This is a genomic window from Streptomyces xingningensis (genome assembly GCF_054957865.1).
Genome location: NZ_JBDJPF010000031.1, coordinates 12,811 through 30,173, shown reverse-complemented (window position 1 = coordinate 30,173; position 17,363 = coordinate 12,811). Strand labels below are relative to the sequence as shown.

The window sequence follows — 17,363 nt, the reverse complement described above, 5'->3', positions numbered from 1 at the left end:
ACGCTGCACCCCATGTGCGGAATCGTTGGTTATGTGGGAGGGCAGTCCGCCCTCGATGTCGTCATGGCGGGGCTGCGGCGGCTGGAGTACCGCGGCTATGACTCGGCCGGGGTCGCGGTGCTGGCCGACGGCGGGCTCGCCGCCGCCAAGAAGGCGGGCAAGCTCGCCAATCTCGAGAAGGAGCTCTCCGACCGGCCGCTGCCGTCCGGCCCGACCGGCATCGGCCACACCCGCTGGGCCACCCACGGCGGCCCCACCGACGTCAACGCCCATCCACACCTGGACAACGCGGGACGGGTGGCGGTCGTCCACAACGGCATCATCGAGAACTTCGCCGCCCTGCGCGCCGAGCTCGCCGAGCGCGGCCACGCCCTCGCCTCCGAGACGGACACCGAGGTCGTCGGGCATCTGATCGCCGAGTCCTTCTCCTCCTGTGGCGACCTCGCCGAGGCCATGCGCCAGGTCTGCCGCCGCCTGGAGGGCGCCTTCACCCTGGTCGCCGTGCACGCCGACGAGCCCGATGTGGTGGTCGGCGCCCGCCGCAACTCCCCCCTGGTGGTCGGCATCGGCGTGGGCGAGTCCTTCCTGGCCTCCGATGTCGCCGCCTTCATCGCCCACACCCGGGAGGCTGTCGAGCTGGGCCAGGACCAGGTCGTCGAGCTGCGCCGGGACGGCGTGACCGTCACCGACTTCGACGGCGCCCCCGCGGACGTCCGGGCGTACCACGTCGGCTGGGACGCCTCCGCCGCCGAGAAGGGCGGCTACGACTACTTCATGCTCAAGGAGATCGCCGAGCAGCCGAAGGCCGTCGCCGACACCCTGCTGGGCCGCATCGACACGGCGGGCTCGCTGACCCTGGACGAGGTGCGCATCCCGGCGTCCGTGCTGCGGGAGGTCGACAAGGTGGTGATCGTGGCCTGCGGCACCGCGTACCACGCCGGGATGATCGCCAAGCTGGCGATCGAGCACTGGACCCGCCTCCCCTGCGAGACCGAGCTGGCGAGCGAGTTCCGCTACCGCGACCCGATCCTGGACCAGCGGACGCTGGTGATCGCCATCTCGCAGTCCGGCGAGACCATGGACACCCTGATGGCGCTGCGCCATGCCCGGGAGCAGGGCGCCAAGGTCCTGGCCATCTGCAACACCAACGGCTCCACCATCCCCCGGGAGTCGGACGCCGTGCTCTACACCCACGCCGGGCCGGAGGTCGCGGTCGCCTCGACCAAGGCGTTTCTGACCCAGCTGGTGGCCTGCTATCTGGTGGCCCTGTATCTGGGCCAGGTGCGCGGCACCAAGTGGGGCGACGAGATCCGGAGCGTGGTCCGCGAGCTGTCGGAGATCGGCACCCAGGTGGACGAGGTGCTGGAGACCATGGAGCCGGTGCGCGAACTGGCCCGCTCGCTGGCCGACAAGAACACCGTCCTGTTCCTGGGCCGCCACGTCGGCTATCCGGTGGCCCTGGAGGGCGCGCTCAAGCTCAAGGAGCTCGCCTATATGCACGCCGAGGGCTTTGCCGCCGGTGAGCTCAAGCACGGCCCGATCGCGCTGATCGAGAAGGACCTGCCGGTGGTGGTGGTCGTGCCGTCCCCGCGCGGCCGGTCCGTTCTGCACGACAAGATCGTCTCCAATATCCAGGAGATCCGGGCCCGGGGCGCCCGCACCATCGTCATCGCCGAGCGCGGTGACCGGGCGGTGCGCCCCTATGCCGACCACCTGATCGAGATCCCGGCGACCCCGGTGCTGCTGCAGCCGCTGGTCGCGACCGTCCCGCTCCAGGTCTTCGCCTGCGAGCTGGCCACCGCCCGGGGCAACGAGGTCGACCAGCCGCGCAACCTGGCGAAGTCGGTGACGGTCGAGTGATCGTCGGAGTGGGCATCGACGTCGCCGAGATCGAGCGCTTCGACGCGGCGCTGCAGCGCACCCCCGGGATGGCCGGCCGGCTCTTCCTGGAACGGGAGTTGTACCTCCCCAGCGGCGAGCGGCGCGGCATCGCCTCGCTGGCGGCCCGGTTCGCCGCCAAGGAGGCCCTGGCGAAGGCGCTGGGCGCCCCGCCGGGCCTGCTGTGGACGGACGCCGAGGTGAGCACCGAGGAGAGCGGGCAGCCCCGGCTGACGGTGACCGGCACGGTGGCGGCGCGGGCGGCGGCGCTGGGCGTACGGTCCTGGCATGTGTCGCTCAGCCATGACGCCGGGGTGGCGTCGGCGGTGGTGATCGCGGAGGGGTGAGGGTCCGGCTCCGCCCCTTCAACCGGCCGGTTCCGCGGGGTGGTTGGAGGGCGGGGGCCGTTGAACTCGTTGTCGTGGAACTCGATGTGATCGCCGGACCGGTTCCACGGCCCGAACTCCGTCGCGTTTTCCCGGAACGCCGCCGCGTGCCCACGGGAGAGGCTCAGCTGCTCCAGCCGCGCAGGACGTCCGCGACCGAAGCCGCGGTCGACCGAGGACTCTTCAACTCGTTCGCCAGAGCGGTGACGTCGGTCTGGGCGAGCTTCACCTCGACCCCTGAAGCCGTCAGGTAGCCGTGTGCCACACCGATCGCCACGCGCAGATTGGAGTGTTCCAGCCAGTGCAGCCGCCCCAATGTATGGGCCAGTGCCGCGGCCCGCAGGTATACGTCGTGGTAGACCTCCTCACTCGCCAGTACGGCTTGGTGTCGCTCGACCGCGGCGATGGGCACTCCGTAGTCGCGCGGCGCGGGATCGTCCTTCCCGGTCACGCGGGCGGCATCAAGGAGCCAGGACAGGTCGATGTGGAGGGTCACGCGGCGGCCTCGATCTCGTCGATGAGGTCTCCGTAGCCGTCGAATACTTCCTGGACACCGGCGAGGAACGCCTCGCGGAGGCTTTCGTTGTCCGCCCGGATCAACTGCTCGACGTACTCGTTCACGGCCATGTGGCGCGTCTCGGCAGCTTGTTTGGCCATCTCAGCGGTGGATTCTTCGAGCCTGAGGTTCACCTGTGTCTTCGCCATGACCGAGAAGCTAGCACTTGGTAGCAGGCGCTGTGCGGCGATCGCGGAAATGCGCTGGCGGCAATGGCCGGCACCGTATGAGGATGCCGCCATGGCACATGAACCGCAGCTCACCCACATCCCCGCCCCCGAGGGCGTCTTCCCCGGCGCCGGCTACACCCAGGTGGTGACCGGGCCGGGCCGGATGGTCGCGGTCTCCGGCCAGGTGGCCCTCGACGAGCACGGCGGGCTGGTCGGCGAGGGTGATCCGGGGGCGCAGGCGCGGCAGGTCTTCGAGAACCTGCGCCGCTGCCTGGCGGCCGCCGGGGCGACCTTCGACGACGTCGTCAAGCTCACCTACTACCTCACCGATGTCGCGCACCTGCCCGCGGTGCGGGCGGCCCGTGATGAGTTCGTCGACACCGGGCGTCCGCCCGCCAGCACGGCGGTGCAGGTGGCGGCGCTGTTCAGGCCCGAGCTGCTGCTGGAGGTCGAGGCGTTCGCGCTCGTCCCATGAGCGTGCCCGTCGAGTCCGCCCGTTGAGTCCGCCCGATCCGCGGAACCCACCGCTCGCTCAACTCGCTTTCCGTATCGTCTTGGTCACCGTCCGAGGACGGAACGCAAGGACGTGGGGGAGGGGTTGTGCACCCGGCGAAGGAACGCATCGCGGCAGTGTTGGGGAGCTGCCAGGGCAGTGGGTATCTGCTGGAGCCGCGGCTGGTGCTGACCGCCGGGCATGTGGTGGCCGGGGCCGCCGGCGCGCGGCCGCGGGTGGTGGTGCCCGGCGGGGTGGGGCCGGTGGGCTGCCGGGTGGTGTGGGCCCGCGATGACGACCGGTGCGATGCGGCGCTGCTGGCCGCCGACCGGAACCTGGTGCCGGACGAGGCGGCCGCCGCCTTTGCGCCCCTGGGCTGGGGGCGGGTCAATGACCTGCAGGTCTGGCCGGACGCACAGGCCATCGGCTTCCCGGGGGTGCAGCGGACCGCGGCGGGCGAGCTCGACACCGAGCAGTTCACCGGGACGCTGAAGACCGGCAGCCAGTTGCTCGGCGGCCGCTATGTGCTCGACGGCGGCCATCGGGCGCCGGCCGCGGTGCCCGGCGGGGAGTCGCCCTGGGCGGGGATGTCCGGGGCCGCCGTCTTCGTCAACGGCTTTCTCGTCGGGGTGGTGTGCGCGGACCCGGGCGGCTGGCGGCACGGCAGGCTGCTGGTGACGCCGGTGATCACGCCGCTCACCTATCCGGCGTTCCACCGGGAGTGCGCCCGGGCGGGGCACCGGATCGCGGTGTGCGTACTGGCCTCGTCCCAGGACCTGGAGCGGGAGAAGTTCGAGCGCAGGCTGCGCGATTACCTCATCAAGAAGGCGGGCGAGCTGACCATCGTCGGCCTCACGCTCTCGGACGGGGAGGAAGAGGCCTGGCCGCTCGATGCCGCGTATCTGAGCCTGGAGCTGATCGGCGCGGAAGGGCGGCAGGAGGTCGGGCCGGTGCTGGCGTCCGAGGGCTTCGGGGGGTCCCGGGAGGTGGCGGTGCGGTCCGTGCCGTCGCCGCAGCGGGCCGAGGCGGCGCTGGCCGGACAGCAGCGGGTGCTGCTGCGCGGGGCGGCCGGATCGGGGAAGACCACCCTGCTGCAGTGGCTGGCCACGATCACCGCCCGGGGGGAACTCCCGCCGGGCCTGGACCAGTTGAGCGGCTGTATGCCGCTGACGCTGTCGCTGCGCACGCTCATCAGGGCGGGCAGCCTGCCGGGGCCGGGGGAGTTCCTGACGTGCGGGGCCCGCCCGCTGGCGGGGCTGCCGGCCGCCGAGGGGTGGGCGGCCCAGCGGATGGCCGAGGGCGGCATGCTGCTGCTGATCGACGGGGTGGACGAGGTTCCCGAGGCGGACCGCCGACGGACCCTGGCCTGGCTGAAGGATCTGCTGGCCGCGTATCCGGACGCGCGGTATGTGGTGACCACCCGGCCGTCGGCCGTGCGGGAGGGCTGGCTGGCGGAGTACGGCTTCACGGAGCTCGAACTGCTCCCCATGAGCCGCAGCGATGTCACGGCCTTCATCGACCGCTGGCATGCCACCGCGGAACAGTGCGTCCCGCCGGACGAGCGGGAGGGCGAGCGGGAGCGCCTGCGCGCCTTCCGGGATGTGCTGGCGGCGGCGGTCATCGCCAAGCCGGATCTCGGACGGCTGGCCACCAACCCCCTGATGTGCGCGCTGATCTGCGCACTCAACCGCTCCCGGCGGGGGCATCTGCCGCGGGGCCGGATGGAGCTCTACCGGGCGGCCCTGGAGCTGTTGCTGGTGCGGCGGGACCGCGAGCGGGAGATCATGACGGGTCCGGAGGTGCCGGAGCTGGATCACGCCCAGCAGCTGGCGCTGCTGCAGAAGATCGCCTACTGGCTGATCCGCAACGGCCGTTCGGAGATCGAGTGGCACAAGGCCGTGGAGATCGTGGTCCGGGTCCTTCCGGCGATGCCCTCGATGGCGGCGGCGGGCGGTGACGCCGAGCGGATCCTGCGCCATCTGGTGCTGCGGAGCGGGCTGTTACGGCGGCCCACCAATGAGACGCTGGACTTCATCCACCGTACGTTTCAGGACTATCTGGGCGCCAAGGCGGCCGTGGACGACTGGGACTTCGACGTCCTGGTCGAGCATGCGCACGACGACCAGTGGGAGGACGTGCTGCGGATGGCGGTCGGCCATGCGCCACGGCGGGCCCGCGGGGAGCTGTTCGGCAAGCTGCTGGCGCGGGGAGAGCGGGAGGAGGCCCACCGGTACCGGCTGCGGCTGCTGGCGGCGGCGTGCCTGGAGCATGCCACCGAGGTGGACCCGGGGGTACGGGCCCAAGTGGAGCGGGCGGCGGCCGAGTTGGTGCCGCCGCGCGATGTGGAATCGGCGAAGGCGCTGGCGGAGGCCGGACATGTGGTGCTGGACCTGCTGCCGGGGCCCGAGGGGCTGACGGACGAGGTGGCCTCCGCGGTGGTGGTGGCGGCGACCGCGGTGGCGGACGACCGGGCCATTCCGCTGCTGGCCGAGTACGCCGCCCTGCCCTGCCTGGGCGTGCGGGCGCAGCTCGCCTGGGCCTGGGACCGCTTCGACACCGACCACTACGCGGCCGCGGTGATCGCCAGGCTGGCGGACGCCGGGCTGTGGTTCGTGGCCAAGTCACGGGCCCACCTGGCCGTGCTGAAGGCGCTGGGCGGCCGGTGCCAGGTGGAGTGCTACGGGCTGACCGGTGGCGAGCTGGCGGATCTGCCGACGGAGGTGCTGGCCAAGGTGTGGCTCAGGGCCAGTCCGGAGGCCGTGGATCTGCGTGCCCTGGCGGCCTGCCCGCCGCTGCGCGGGGTGCTGATCTCCGACACCGAGGGCGTCTCCCACCTGGGCGCCCTGAACAGCGACGCCCTGCGGTCCCTCAACCTCAGGCTGACCGAGTGCCCCGACGACCTGGACACCCTGTCCGGCATGCCCTGGCTCACCTCGCTGCAGCTCGACTGGCACGCTCCGGCCCCGGCGCGGCCGGGCTCCCGGCGGCCCTCGCTGCCGCCGCGGCTCCAGGCCTTCTCGATGGGCCGGGGGGCGTCCGCCGATCTGCGGCTGTCCCTGGTGCGGGATCATCCCGCCCTGCAGATGCTGAGGTTCGACGGCCCGGGCATCACCCAGCGGGAGCGGCTGGTCCTGGGGACCCTTCCCCAGCTCACCGACCTGACCGTGGTCAACGAGGACCTGGCGTCGCTGGCCTGCGCGGAGCCGCTGCCGCGCATCGTCCACCTGGGGCTGTCCGGACCGGTCGGCCTCGCCCGGCTGACCCAGGTGCCGAGGGCCTACCCCAACCTGGAGTCGCTCACCATCCACACCCCCGCCGGGTCCGCGATCCCCCTCGACCTGGCGCAGCTGCGCGGCCTGGAAGCGCTCAAGCGGGTGGAGGTGGCGCACTCCGGGCCGGTCCTCAACTCCGAGCTGCTGCCCACCGGTTCACGGCTGCTGCTGGGGCGGGGGCGGTGAGACCGCCCTCCGGGCGCTTGCTTTCTGTGACCTGCGAGAAGAACGAATGCTTGCCGGAAGGGTGGACGAAGTGACCCGCATGACGTACGAGGTCGTCGCCAAGCGCTGGAAGCGCGGCTGGGAGCTTCATATCGAAGACGTTGGCGTAACCCAGTCCGGGACGCTGCTCGATGCGGAGATCATGGTCCGCGACTACGTCTCTCTGCTGCTCGACGTTCCGGCGGACTCCTTCGATGTGACGGTTGTGCCGGAGATCGGCGCGGGAGTGGACGGTGAACTCTTCCAGCTCCGGGACGCCGACCGGGAAGCGCAGGCCGCTCAGGAACGAGCCGCGGTGCAGCGGCGGAAGGTGGCCCAGCGCCTGGAGTCGCTCGGGTTGTCGGGGCGTGAGATCGCCGCAGTGCTCAAGGTGAGTCCGCAGCGGGTTTCCCAGCTTCTGGGGAAGGGCAAGTCCGGTCGTCCGGGGTATCGCGAGATCGCATCCTGAACCGCCGGTCGGCCTCCGCGATTCGCCGGTCGAGCTCGGCGTCGACCTGTGCTTCCTCCTCCGGGCTGAGGTGGTGGCCGTAGTCATCGAGCGACGGCCGGTGGATGCGCTCGGCGGGCACGGGAAGGCTGTTGGCGAGACGCGTCGGATGGGCGCGCAGCGACAGGCCCTCCGCGGCGGCGGCCCTGGCGAGGCGGTCCCGTACTTCGGCGGGGACGCGAATGTCGGCATCGGCCATGGGGTGATCTCCTTCCGCTCTCCGCCCAGCGTGCGGGCACCAACCCCATGCCTGCCGGGAGTTGTGCGCTTCTCACCCGATCGAGACGTCCCGCCAGGCCGCCCCCAGCTGCTCCGCCACCTCCATCGCCGTGATCGGCCCCGCACCCAACTCCCGTGCCGCCAGCCCGTGCAGATATGCGCCCACCGATGCCGCGTCCCGCCCCGGCAGCCCCGCCGCCAGCAGCGAACCCATGAGCCCGCTGAGCACATCCCCGCTCCCGGCCGTCGCCAGCCACCCGGTGCCCGTGGGGTTCACCCGTACCGTCCGCCGTCGGCTCGAGGCCACCAGGGTCGTCGAGCCCTTCAGCAGCGCCGTCACCCCGTACCGGTCGGCCAGCGCCCGTACGGAGGCCAGGCGGGCGTCCTCGACCTGTTCGCGGGCCAGGCCCAGCAGGGCGGCCGCCTCGCCCGCGTGCGGGGTGAGGACGGTCTCCGCGCTCCGGGCGCGCACCGTCTCGGCGGAGAGCAGCCGCAGGCCGTCCGCGTCGACCAGGACCGGGACGTCCGTCGCCAGCACGTCCGCCAGCGCCTGCCGGGCCTGCGCGTCATCGCCCAGTCCCGGGCCGACCACCCACGCCTGTACGCGCCCGGCCTTGGCCGGCGGGCCGGCGGTGACCAGGGTCTCCGGGAAGCGGGCGATCACGGCGTCCGCCGCCGGGCCCGCGTAGCGGACCGCGCCCGCGCCGCCCCGCAGTGCACCGGCCACGGCCATCACGGCCGCGCCCGGGTAGCGGGCCGAACCGGCCACGATGCCGACCACACCGCGCCGGTATTTGTCGCTCTCCGCCGCCGGGCGCGGCAACAGGGCGGCGACATCGGCGTGTTGGAGGGCCTCGACATCGGGTTCGGCCGGCAGCCGGAGCCCGATCTCGATCAGGCGCAGCGCGCCCGCGTGCCGGCGCGCGGGGTCGATCAGCAGGCCCGGCTTGTAGGCGCCGAAGGTGACCGTTGCGGTGGCGGGTACCGCGGCGCCGGGTACCTCGCCGGTGTCGGGGTCGATGCCGCTGGGCAGGTCGACGGCCACCACCAGGGCGCCCTCCGCCGCCCGTACCAGCGGTTCGGCCGCCGGGCGGAGGCCGCCCCGGCCGCCGATGCCGACGATGCCGTCCAGCACCAGGTCGGCGCGTTCGACGGCGCGCACGCCGTCGGCCGCGTCCGTCACCCGGCCCCCGGCGGCGCGCAGGGCGCGCAGCCCGCCGGGGTGGGTGCGCTCCGGCGCCAGCAGGACCGCGGTCACCCCCGCGCCGCGCCGGGCGAGCCGGGCGCCCGCGTAGAGGGTGTCACCGCCGTTGTCGCCGCTGCCGACCAGCAGGGCGACCCGGGCGCCGTACACCCGGCCCAGCAGGTCCGCGCAGGCGGCCGCGAGGCCCGCCGCGGCGCGCTGCATCAGCGCGCCCTCGGGGAGTTCGGCCATGAGCGTTCGCTCGGCGGCCCTTACGGTCTCCACGCTGAAGCCGGTTCTCATGTGATCAGTGTCCCCGTGGCCCCGCACTCCCCGCACCCCTGTTCGCCGTGGCCTGAGACACTGGCTGGGATGAGTGAGACACCGATGCGCGCCCGAGCCCTGGTAGACCTGGCCGCCCTGCGGGCCAACGTACGCGCCCTGCGGGCCCGCGCCCCTCGGGCGCAGCTGATGGCCGTGGTGAAGGCCGACGGCTATGGCCATGGCGCGGTGCGCTGCGCGCGGGCCGCCCGGCAGGCCGGTGCCCGGTGGATCGGTACGGCCACCCCCCAGGAGGCGCTGGCGCTGCGCGCCGCGGGGGACACCGGCCCGCTGATGTGCTGGCTGTGGACGCCGGGCGGGCCATGGCGGGAGGCCGTGGAGGCGGACATCGATGTCTCGGTCGGCGCGCTGTGGGGGCTGGCGGAGGTGACGGAGGCGGCCCGGGCCGCGGGCCGCACCGCCCGCGTCCAGCTGAAGATCGACTCCGGCCTGGGCCGCAACGGCTGCACGCCCGGCGACTGGGCGGAGCTGGTCGCCGCCGCCCGCGGGGCGGAGGCGGACGGGCTCGTCCGGGTCACCGGAGTCTGGTCGCACTTCGCCTGCGCGGACGAGCCGGGCCACCCATCCATCCAGGCCCAACTGGCGGTGTTCCGCGAGGCGTTGGCCCATGCGGAGCGGCAGGGCATCCGGCCCGAGGTCCGGCACATCGCCAACTCCCCGGCGACCCTGACCCTGCCCGAGAGCCACTTCGACCTGGTGCGCACCGGCATCGCCGTCTATGGCATATCGCCGAGCCCGGAGCTGGGCACCCCCGCCGACCTGGGGCTGCGGCCGGTGATGACGCTGTCCGCCGCGCTCGCCTCGGTGAAGCGGGTGCCGGGCGGACACGGCGTCTCCTACGGACACCGCTACACCACCCCCGGCGAGACCACGCTGGCGCTGGTCCCGCTCGGCTACGCCGACGGCATTCCGCGCGCCGCCTCCGGCACCGGGCCGGTGCTGATCGGCGGCAAGTGGCGGACGGTGGCGGGCCGGGTCGCCATGGACCAGTTCGTGGTGGACCTGGGCGGCGACTCGGCCGGACCCGGCGAGGAGGCGGTGCTGTTCGGCCCCGGCGACCGGGGCGAGCCGACCGCCGAGGACTGGGCGAGGGCGACCGGAACCATCGCTTACGAAGTTGTCACGCGCATCACCGCGCGGGTGCCTCGCGTCTACGTTGGTGACGAACCACCAAGGGATCGATGACAACGACCACGGGGGCACGGCATGAGTGAGGGTGACAGTTCCGACCGGGTCACCGGCATGGCCGCCTGGCTGCGCGGTGCGGGCGTGGCGGGCGCCGCGGTGGGCATCGTCGCCGCGGGTGCGGCGGCGGGCGTCGCGGTGGAACGGCTGACGGTGGGGCGCGGGATGCGCCGCAGGGCCCGGCTGGCGCTGGACTCCGCGGGCCCGTACGGGACGCTGCGCGGCACACCGGGAGTGGCGGTCGCGGAGGACGGGACCGAGCTGCACTACGAGGTGGAGGAGCCGGACCCGGAACCGCGGTCCAGGCTCTTCGGGCGGCGCCCCGCACCGCCCGTCACGGTCGTTTTCAGCCATGGTTACTGCCTCAACCAGGACTCCTGGCACTTCCAGCGTGCCGCCCTGCGCGGCGTGCTGCGCACCGTCTTCTGGGACCAGCGCAGCCATGGCCGCTCCGGGCGCGGCCGGACCGGGCCGGTCTCCATCGACCTGCTGGGCCGCGACCTCAAGGCGGTCATCGACGCGGCGGCCCCCGAGGGGCCGCTGGTGCTGGTCGGGCACTCCATGGGCGGCATGACCCTGATGGCGCTGGCCGCGCAGTTCCCCCGGCTGATCGCCGAGCGGGCGGCCGGCGCGGCCTTCATCGCCACCTCCGCCGGCCGCATGTCCGAGGTCACCTTCGGCCTCCCGGCCATGGGGATGACCATGGCCCGGCGGGTGGTGCTGCCGGGCGCCTTCCGGCTGATGGTCGGCCAGACCGAGCTGATCGAGAAGGGGCGGCGGGTCAGTACCGACTTCCTCGCCGGGATCTACCGGCGCTATTCGTTCGGGTCCAAGGAGGTCGACCCGGGGGTGGCGCGGTTCGCCGAGCGGCTGCTGGAGTCCACGCCGGTCGATGTGGTCGCCGAGTTCGCCCCGGCCTTCTTCGAGCACGACAAAGCGGCGGCGCTGAGTGCCTTCCGCGACCTGCCGGTGCTGGTCATCGGCGGGGAGAAGGACCTGATCACCCCGGCTTCGCACAGCGAGGCCATCGGCGCCGCCCTGCCGGACGCCGAGCTGCTGATCGTCCCCGGCGCGGGCCACCTGGTGATCCTGGAGCGCCCCGGGACGGTCGAGGACCGGCTGCTCGCCCTGCTGTCCGCCGCCGGTGCGGAGGGCGCGCTCCAGGGGCGTGCGGGGCGTACCGCCGAAGCGCAGGGCGGCGGCTGAGGCCCGTACCATCGGGCGGTATGAACGCCCCGCTCGAGATGCCCGGCACGGCTGGCACGTCCGCTTCCGCTTCCGCCGAGCTCACCGTGAAGACGGCCGAGGACATGCGGGAGCTGGGCCGCCGCCTGGCGGCCCTGCTGCGCCCCGGGGACCTGGTGCTGCTCTCCGGCGAGCTCGGCGCGGGCAAGACGACGCTGACCCGCGGGCTGGGCGAGGGGCTCGGCGTTCGGGGCGCGGTCACCTCGCCGACCTTTGTGATAGCGCGGGTGCACCCGCCGCTCGGCCCCGGCCCGGCCCTGGTCCATGTGGACGCCTACCGGCTCTCCGGCGGGCTGGACGAGATGGAGGACCTGGACCTGGACGTCTCGCTGCCGGAGTCGGTGACGGTGGTGGAGTGGGGCGACGGCAAGGTCGAGGAGCTGTCCGAGGACCGGCTGCGGGTGGTCATCGGGCGGGCGATCGGGGCGGACGCGGTGGCGTCGGCCGCCGAGGACGACGATGTGCGCGCGGTGACGGTCACCGGCGTCGGCGAGCGCTGGACGGGTGTGGACCTGTCGCCGCTCGGCTGACCGGCCCGGCCGGCCGGTCAATGGGTAACCGACAAGCCGTCGGGAAGATGTTGCGCCCGTGCCATGGGCCGTGGTCACATGGAAGGCAGAGACACGGTTAGGTCTACCTAACCTTGCCCAGCTGCCCCAGGAGGCACTCATGTCGGCACAAGAGCCTGCTGCCGCCGTGGCCAACCGCTCCGATCGCCCCGGACCTCCGGAGGAGCGGCCCCCCTCGATGCGTGACCTCCTCGCGGCCTGCGCGGCCGCCGACGCGGTCTCCACCCCTCCGCGGGCGCCCGCCGCCCGGGAGCCGGAGGGCCAGGCCGTTGCGGAGCACGCCGCCTGAGCACTCCGCTCCCGCCCAGGGAATTAGCCCGACCGGGTGACGCCCCGGCCACCGCCTACTGGACGACGACGATCTTCGTGTTGTTCGGCGCGAACTCCCACATCGCCCGCCCGTCCGCAGGAGTCTCCCGCACCGCACCCGTCTTCTTGACCGACTTGGGGTCCGGCGTCGAGCCGTCCACCGCGGCGCTGAAGCCGAAGACCACCCCGGTCGCATCCCGGTTGAAGCGCACCACATGCTCGACCGGCACCCCGTCCGAGCCGGTCCCCGTGGGGCTGCGCGAGGTCACCGAGTACGTCCCGGCCGCCGGGCTCACCGAGCTCGGCGCGACCTCGAAGGACCGTGCGGCCTTGCCGTCGGCGCCGACCAGCCACACCCGCTTCTGCCCGATCGAGTAGACGACCCGCTTCCCGGTCCCCGAACCGGCCGGAAGCGCCGCCTTGTCCTTGGCCGCCTGCCCGCCCCGGTCCTTGTCCTTCCCCTGGTCCGACGGCCGGGAGGGCGAGGCATGCGGCCGGGCCGGGGGGTGGTAGTCGTCCGCCGCCGACGCCTGATAGGCGAGAAAGCCGACCACGGCCAGGGCCCCCGCGGTGAGCCCGGCCACAATGATCCCCGAGCTGCTGCGTGCCACGCTGCGCACCCTTTCGTCCTACGTACGTCTAGTACGGCTATGCGGCGTACGGCTATCCGGCTGACCGTAGCACCCGGACGCGCTCCCGCCGCGCCCCCGGAGGACCCCGGCGGGAAGCGAACGCGCGCACCGCCCGCCCCATGCCGCGCCGTAGGCTTGTCACTGTGCTGCTGCTCGCTCTTGATACCGCAACCCCTGCCGTCACCGTCGCCCTCCATGACGGGGAATCCGTCGTCGCCGAGTCGAACCAGGTGGATGCGCGGCGGCACGGCGAGCTGCTGCTGCCCGCCGTCGACCGGGTGCTGGCCGAGGCGGGCCACCGGCCGGCGGAGGTCACCGGCCTGGTCGTCGGCGTCGGCCCCGGCCCGTACACCGGCCTGCGCGTCGGCATCGTCACCGCCGCGACCTTCAGTGCCGCCCTCGACATCCCCGTGCACAGCCTGTGCAGCCTGGACGGCATCGCCTTCGCGGCCGGCCAGGCCGGGCTGACCGGCGAGTTCGTGGTCGCCACGGACGCCCGCCGCAAGGAGGTCTACTGGGCCCGGTACGCGGATGCGCGCACCCGGATCACCGAGCCCGCCGTCGACCGCCCCACCGACCTCACCGAACCGCTCGCCGGACTGACCGCCGTCGGCACGGGCGCGGTCCTCTACCCGGAAGCCTTCTCGGACGTACGGGCCGACCTCCCCCAGCACCAGTCGGCGGGCGCGCTGGCCGCCCTCGCGGTGGAGAAGCTGCGCACCGGCGGTGAGTTCCTGCCCGGCCGGCCGCTCTACCTGCGCCGCCCGGACGCCCAGGTTCCGGCCAACTACAAGGTGGTCACCCCGAAGTGAGCGCCATGGACCCGGTGGAACCGGGCACCGAAAAGGTACGCATCCGCGAAATGCGCTGGTGGGACATTGCACCGGTGCTGGAGCTGGAGCGCGCGCTGTTCCCGGACGACGCCTGGTCCAAGGGCCTGTTCTGGTCCGAACTCGCCCATGCGCGCGGCGCGAACGCCAACCGCCGCTATGCGGTGGCCGTGGACGACACGGACCGGGTCGTCGGCTACGCCGGCCTCGCCGCCATCGACGGCACCGGTGACATCCAGACCATCGCCGTCGCCCGGGCACACTGGAGCACCGGCCTCGGCTCCCGCCTGCTGCGCGAACTGCTGTCCGCCGCCACCGACTTCGAGTGCCGCGAGGTGCTGCTGGAGGTGCGCGTCGACAACACCCGCGCCCAACGCCTGTACGAGCGCTTCGGCTTCGAGCCGGTCGGCATCCGCCGCGGCTACTACCAGCCGGGCAATGTGGACGCGCTCGTCATGCGCCTGTCCGCGGCATCCGAAGCATCCGACAGCGGCTCCGCCGCGGAGACCACCACTGCGCAAGGAATGACCCATGGCCCGCAAGGCTGACGAACCGCTCGTCCTCGGCATCGAGACGTCCTGCGACGAGACCGGCGTCGGCATCGTCCGCGGGCACACCCTGCTCGCCGACGCGGTCGCCTCCAGCGTCGACGAGCACGCCCGCTTCGGCGGCGTCGTCCCCGAAGTCGCCTCCCGCGCCCACCTGGAGGCCATGGTCCCCACCATCCGGCGCGCCCTGAAGGAGGCCGGCATCGCCGCCTCCGACCTCGACGGCATCGCCGTCACGGCGGGCCCGGGCCTGGCGGGCGCCCTGCTGGTCGGCGTCTCGGCGGCCAAGGCCTACGCCTACGCCCTGGGCAAGCCGCTCTACGGGGTGAACCACCTGGCCTCCCACATCTGCGTCGATCAACTCGAGCACGGCGCCCTGCCCGAACCGACCATGGCCCTGCTGGTCTCCGGCGGCCACTCCTCCCTGCTGCTCGCCCCCGACATCACCTCGGACGTACGCCCCCTCGGCTCGACCATCGACGACGCGGCGGGCGAGGCCTTCGACAAGATCGCGCGGGTGCTGAACCTGGGCTTCCCCGGCGGCCCGGTCATCGACCGCTACGCCCGTGCGGGCGACCCGGACGCCATCCGCTTCCCCCGCGGCCTCACCGGCCCCCGCGACCCCATCTACGACTTCTCCTTCTCCGGCCTCAAGACCGCGGTGGCCCGCTGGATCGAGGCCAGGCGCGCGGCGGGTGAGCAGGTGCCGGTCGCCGATGTCGCCGCGTCCTTCCAGGAGGCGGTGGTGGACGTCCTCACCCGCAAGGCGGTGCGGGCCTGCCGCGACCACGGCGTCGACCACCTGATGATCGGCGGCGGTGTCGCCGCCAACACCCGCCTGCGCGCCATGGCCCAGCGCCGCTGCGAGGACGCGGGCATAACCCTGCGCGTCCCGCGCCCCAAGCTGTGCACCGACAACGGCGCGATGGTGGCCGCCCTGGGCGCCGAGATGGTGGCCCGGGGCCGGTCGGCGTCCTCCTGGGACCTGTCGGCGGATTCGTCGCTGCCGGTCACCGATACGCATGTGCCGGGGCACTCGCATGACGACGACCATGGCCACGGGCACGGCCATGACCACGATCACTTCCATGAGCTGAGCAAGGACAACCTGTACTCCTGAGCGCGGGGCTCAACGGCTGCTGGTCCAATACCAGGCAGGTTCAGAAGTCGCCCCATATCACAGCCTGTTCACTTATTGTTGCCGGTTTGCGACGTGTCGTAGCGGCGCTCTAGCGTGCCGACGGAAGAGGGCCAAGCGGCGAGCTGCCGAGGCTCCACCCGTGTCGATCGACATCGGGTGATCAACCGTGACGCGAAAGGACTCGCGCATGACCGCAGTGCACGACGCGCCTCCCGATATCGGGGCACGATGGGGGAGAGGAGGCAACAACATGACCCCTGGTACCAGTGACCGTCCCCTGATCCTCACCGAAGAGTTCGAGGAGCTGGCCCGTACGGCGCCCGAGACCGTACGCCTGGAGTTCATCAACGGAAAGATCGAGGTAAAGCCGGTGCCGGACGGGGACCACGGCGAGATCATCAGGTGGCTGCAGAAGCAGTGTATGCAGCATGTTCCCAGCCTGTGGCTGTATCCGGAACAGGGGCTCAAAGTCGAGCATTACCGCAAGGGCAGGGCGCGCCCGGACGGTTCTCTCGCACCTGAGAGGCATTTCACCGGCAAGGGAGAGTGGACTGAAGCCGATGGCGTGCTGATGGCTGTCGAGGTCACCTCGAACGACGCGGACACCAACCAGCGTGACCGGGTGGACAAGCCCAATGGCTATGCCGCAGTCGGCATCCCGGTCTATCTCCTGATCGACCGCGATCGCTGCATGGTCACCGTCTACTCCGAGCCCAAAAACGGCGAGTACCTGAGCTCGGTGTCCCACCCGTATGGCACGCCGGTCGAGCTTCCCGGCCCGGTCGGGTTCACTCTGGAGACGGAAGAGCTGAAGGATTTCGTCAACTGATAGGGGACGCTGCCCCCGTCCCTCTGGAATCAGAGGGCCGGGGCGCTCATAACCGGGCTGTTTCCGCGGAGCAACGGGCGCTGGAGAAGGCCGGGTTCACCCGGGAGGGCGTGCTGCGCGGCGACCTCGATTTCCTTACCAGGTGACCGAGCCCGCGACCTGCTTGGTGGTGGCGTTGAGGCGGTTGAAGAGGTTGGTTATGCCGATCCAGAGGGTGAGAGCGGCGAGCTGCTTTTCGTCGTAGTGCTTGGTGGCCTCGTTCCAGATGTCGTCCGGGACCGGGTCGGGCCGGTCGGCCAGCCGGGTCACGGCCTCGGCGAGCGCGAGTGCGGCGCGTTCGGCGTCGGTGAAGAAGGGGGCCTCGCGCCAGGCGGCCACCGCGTACAGCCGCTCGTCGCTCTCGCCCGCCTTCTTGGCGCTGAGCGCGCCCCCGGTCACGCAGAAGCTGCAGCCATTGATCTGGCTCGCGCGCAGATGGACCAGCTCGAGCGTCGTCTCGGGGACGCCGCCCTTCTTTGCGGTCTTGATCAGGCTGTAGATGGCCTGGGTGGCCTCGGGGAGGACCGTCGCGGGGTTCTGCATGCGTGCCTGCATCGTTGTCTCCTTCGTAGTGGCTTTCACTGCACTGACGGAGAGCGGCAGGAGAATGTGACAGGGGGCGGGGCATCCATTTCGGGGGCATCCATTTCGATCGTCGCACGATCGTTGGGCGGATGCGCGAGGAGATCTTCGATCAGTTCGAACGGCAGATACTGCATCAACTTGCCGGGACGGGGTTGACTCTCACATAGATGTGAGGCTTTAGCGTTCCTTCGGGCGGCAGGGCCTCATCCCGCCCTCCGCGTAAACCCGTGCGAAGGAGAA

The 17,363-nt window shown here is 72.2% G+C and carries 18 protein-coding genes; 13 read left to right on the top strand and 5 right to left on the bottom strand.

What is annotated here, in order from left to right; translation table 11 throughout:
- Positions 1 to 12: 12 nt before the first annotated feature.
- Together glmS and ABCR83_RS17830 are read left to right on the top strand one after the other, a co-directional pair.
- Positions 13 to 1,860: a glutamine--fructose-6-phosphate transaminase (isomerizing) gene (gene glmS, locus ABCR83_RS17835; protein ID WP_462696023.1), complete on the top strand. Its 1,848-nt coding sequence runs from the start codon at positions 13 to 15 to the stop codon at positions 1,858 to 1,860.
- Positions 1,857 to 2,225, top strand: a complete 369-nt coding sequence (locus tag ABCR83_RS17830) for a holo-ACP synthase (protein WP_462696022.1) — start codon at positions 1,857 to 1,859, stop codon at positions 2,223 to 2,225. The genes glmS and ABCR83_RS17830 overlap by 4 nt, the downstream gene beginning before the upstream one ends.
- A gap of 163 nt (positions 2,226 to 2,388) precedes the next feature.
- Here the strand turns inward: ABCR83_RS17830 and ABCR83_RS17825 are convergent, their stop codons facing one another.
- Complete coding sequence (locus ABCR83_RS17825; RefSeq protein WP_462696021.1) at positions 2,389 to 2,760, bottom strand: fic family toxin-antitoxin system, toxin component; 372 nt, start codon at positions 2,758 to 2,760, stop codon at positions 2,389 to 2,391.
- Positions 2,757 to 2,969, bottom strand: coding sequence for a hypothetical protein (locus tag ABCR83_RS17820; RefSeq protein WP_462696020.1), 213 nt, complete (start codon positions 2,967 to 2,969; stop codon positions 2,757 to 2,759). The genes ABCR83_RS17825 and ABCR83_RS17820 overlap by 4 nt, the downstream gene beginning before the upstream one ends.
- Before the next feature lie 91 nt (positions 2,970 to 3,060).
- Between ABCR83_RS17820 and ABCR83_RS17815 the strand changes: the two genes are divergently transcribed.
- From ABCR83_RS17815 to ABCR83_RS17805, 3 genes are all read left to right on the top strand, one after another.
- On the top strand, positions 3,061 to 3,465 hold the full coding sequence (locus ABCR83_RS17815) for a RidA family protein (RefSeq protein ID WP_462696019.1): 405 nt from the start codon (positions 3,061 to 3,063) through the stop codon (positions 3,463 to 3,465).
- Positions 3,466 to 3,590: 125 nt separating this feature from the next.
- A complete protein-coding gene (locus tag ABCR83_RS17810; RefSeq protein WP_462696018.1) occupies positions 3,591 to 6,941 on the top strand; it encodes an NACHT domain-containing protein in 3,351 nt (1,116 codons plus the stop codon).
- 79 nt (positions 6,942 to 7,020) lie between these two features.
- A complete protein-coding gene (locus tag ABCR83_RS17805) occupies positions 7,021 to 7,428 on the top strand; it encodes a hypothetical protein (protein WP_462696017.1) in 408 nt (135 codons plus the stop codon).
- Between the two features lie 310 nt (positions 7,429 to 7,738).
- On the opposite strand, the gene ABCR83_RS17800 is transcribed toward ABCR83_RS17805, so the two are convergent.
- Positions 7,739 to 9,172: an NAD(P)H-hydrate dehydratase gene (locus ABCR83_RS17800; protein ID WP_462696016.1), complete on the bottom strand. Its 1,434-nt coding sequence runs from the start codon at positions 9,170 to 9,172 to the stop codon at positions 7,739 to 7,741.
- 69 nt (positions 9,173 to 9,241) lie between these two features.
- Between ABCR83_RS17800 and alr the strand changes: the two genes are divergently transcribed.
- The 4 genes from alr to ABCR83_RS17780 all read left to right on the top strand — a co-directional run bounded on the left by alr (position 9,242) and on the right by ABCR83_RS17780 (position 12,499).
- On the top strand, positions 9,242 to 10,396 hold the full coding sequence (alr, locus tag ABCR83_RS17795; RefSeq protein WP_462696015.1) for an alanine racemase: 1,155 nt from the start codon (positions 9,242 to 9,244) through the stop codon (positions 10,394 to 10,396).
- 21 nt (positions 10,397 to 10,417) lie between these two features.
- Positions 10,418 to 11,602, top strand: a complete 1,185-nt coding sequence (locus ABCR83_RS17790; protein ID WP_462696014.1) for an alpha/beta fold hydrolase — start codon at positions 10,418 to 10,420, stop codon at positions 11,600 to 11,602.
- A gap of 20 nt (positions 11,603 to 11,622) precedes the next feature.
- Entirely contained in the window at positions 11,623 to 12,171 is a 549-nt protein-coding gene (gene tsaE / locus ABCR83_RS17785; RefSeq protein WP_462696013.1) for a tRNA (adenosine(37)-N6)-threonylcarbamoyltransferase complex ATPase subunit type 1 TsaE, read from the top strand.
- Between the two features lie 139 nt (positions 12,172 to 12,310).
- Entirely contained in the window at positions 12,311 to 12,499 is a 189-nt protein-coding gene (locus tag ABCR83_RS17780) for a hypothetical protein (RefSeq protein WP_462696012.1), read from the top strand.
- Between the two features lie 55 nt (positions 12,500 to 12,554).
- Here the strand turns inward: ABCR83_RS17780 and ABCR83_RS17775 are convergent, their stop codons facing one another.
- Entirely contained in the window at positions 12,555 to 13,130 is a 576-nt protein-coding gene (locus tag ABCR83_RS17775) for a hypothetical protein (protein WP_462696011.1), read from the bottom strand.
- 164 nt (positions 13,131 to 13,294) lie between these two features.
- Here ABCR83_RS17775 and tsaB point away from each other — a divergent pair, with 164 nt between their 5' ends.
- The 4 genes from tsaB (at position 13,295) to ABCR83_RS17755 (ending at position 16,499) form a co-directional block, all read left to right on the top strand.
- A complete protein-coding gene (gene tsaB / locus ABCR83_RS17770; RefSeq protein WP_462696010.1) occupies positions 13,295 to 13,963 on the top strand; it encodes a tRNA (adenosine(37)-N6)-threonylcarbamoyltransferase complex dimerization subunit type 1 TsaB in 669 nt (222 codons plus the stop codon).
- 5 nt (positions 13,964 to 13,968) lie between these two features.
- Positions 13,969 to 14,529, top strand: coding sequence for a ribosomal protein S18-alanine N-acetyltransferase (gene rimI / locus ABCR83_RS17765; RefSeq protein WP_462696062.1), 561 nt, complete (start codon positions 13,969 to 13,971; stop codon positions 14,527 to 14,529).
- Positions 14,513 to 15,649, top strand: coding sequence for a tRNA (adenosine(37)-N6)-threonylcarbamoyltransferase complex transferase subunit TsaD (tsaD, locus tag ABCR83_RS17760; RefSeq protein ID WP_462696009.1), 1,137 nt, complete (start codon positions 14,513 to 14,515; stop codon positions 15,647 to 15,649). Before rimI ends, tsaD begins: the two co-directional genes overlap by 17 nt.
- Positions 15,650 to 15,920: 271 nt before the next feature.
- Positions 15,921 to 16,499, top strand: coding sequence for a Uma2 family endonuclease (locus ABCR83_RS17755; protein ID WP_462696061.1), 579 nt, complete (start codon positions 15,921 to 15,923; stop codon positions 16,497 to 16,499).
- Between the two features lie 135 nt (positions 16,500 to 16,634).
- Here the strand turns inward: ABCR83_RS17755 and ABCR83_RS17750 are convergent, their stop codons facing one another.
- The gene (locus tag ABCR83_RS17750) at positions 16,635 to 17,093 is read right to left on the bottom strand and encodes a carboxymuconolactone decarboxylase family protein (protein ID WP_462696008.1); all 459 of its coding nucleotides are present in this window, start codon (positions 17,091 to 17,093) and stop codon (positions 16,635 to 16,637) included.
- Positions 17,094 to 17,363 lie beyond the last annotated feature (270 nt).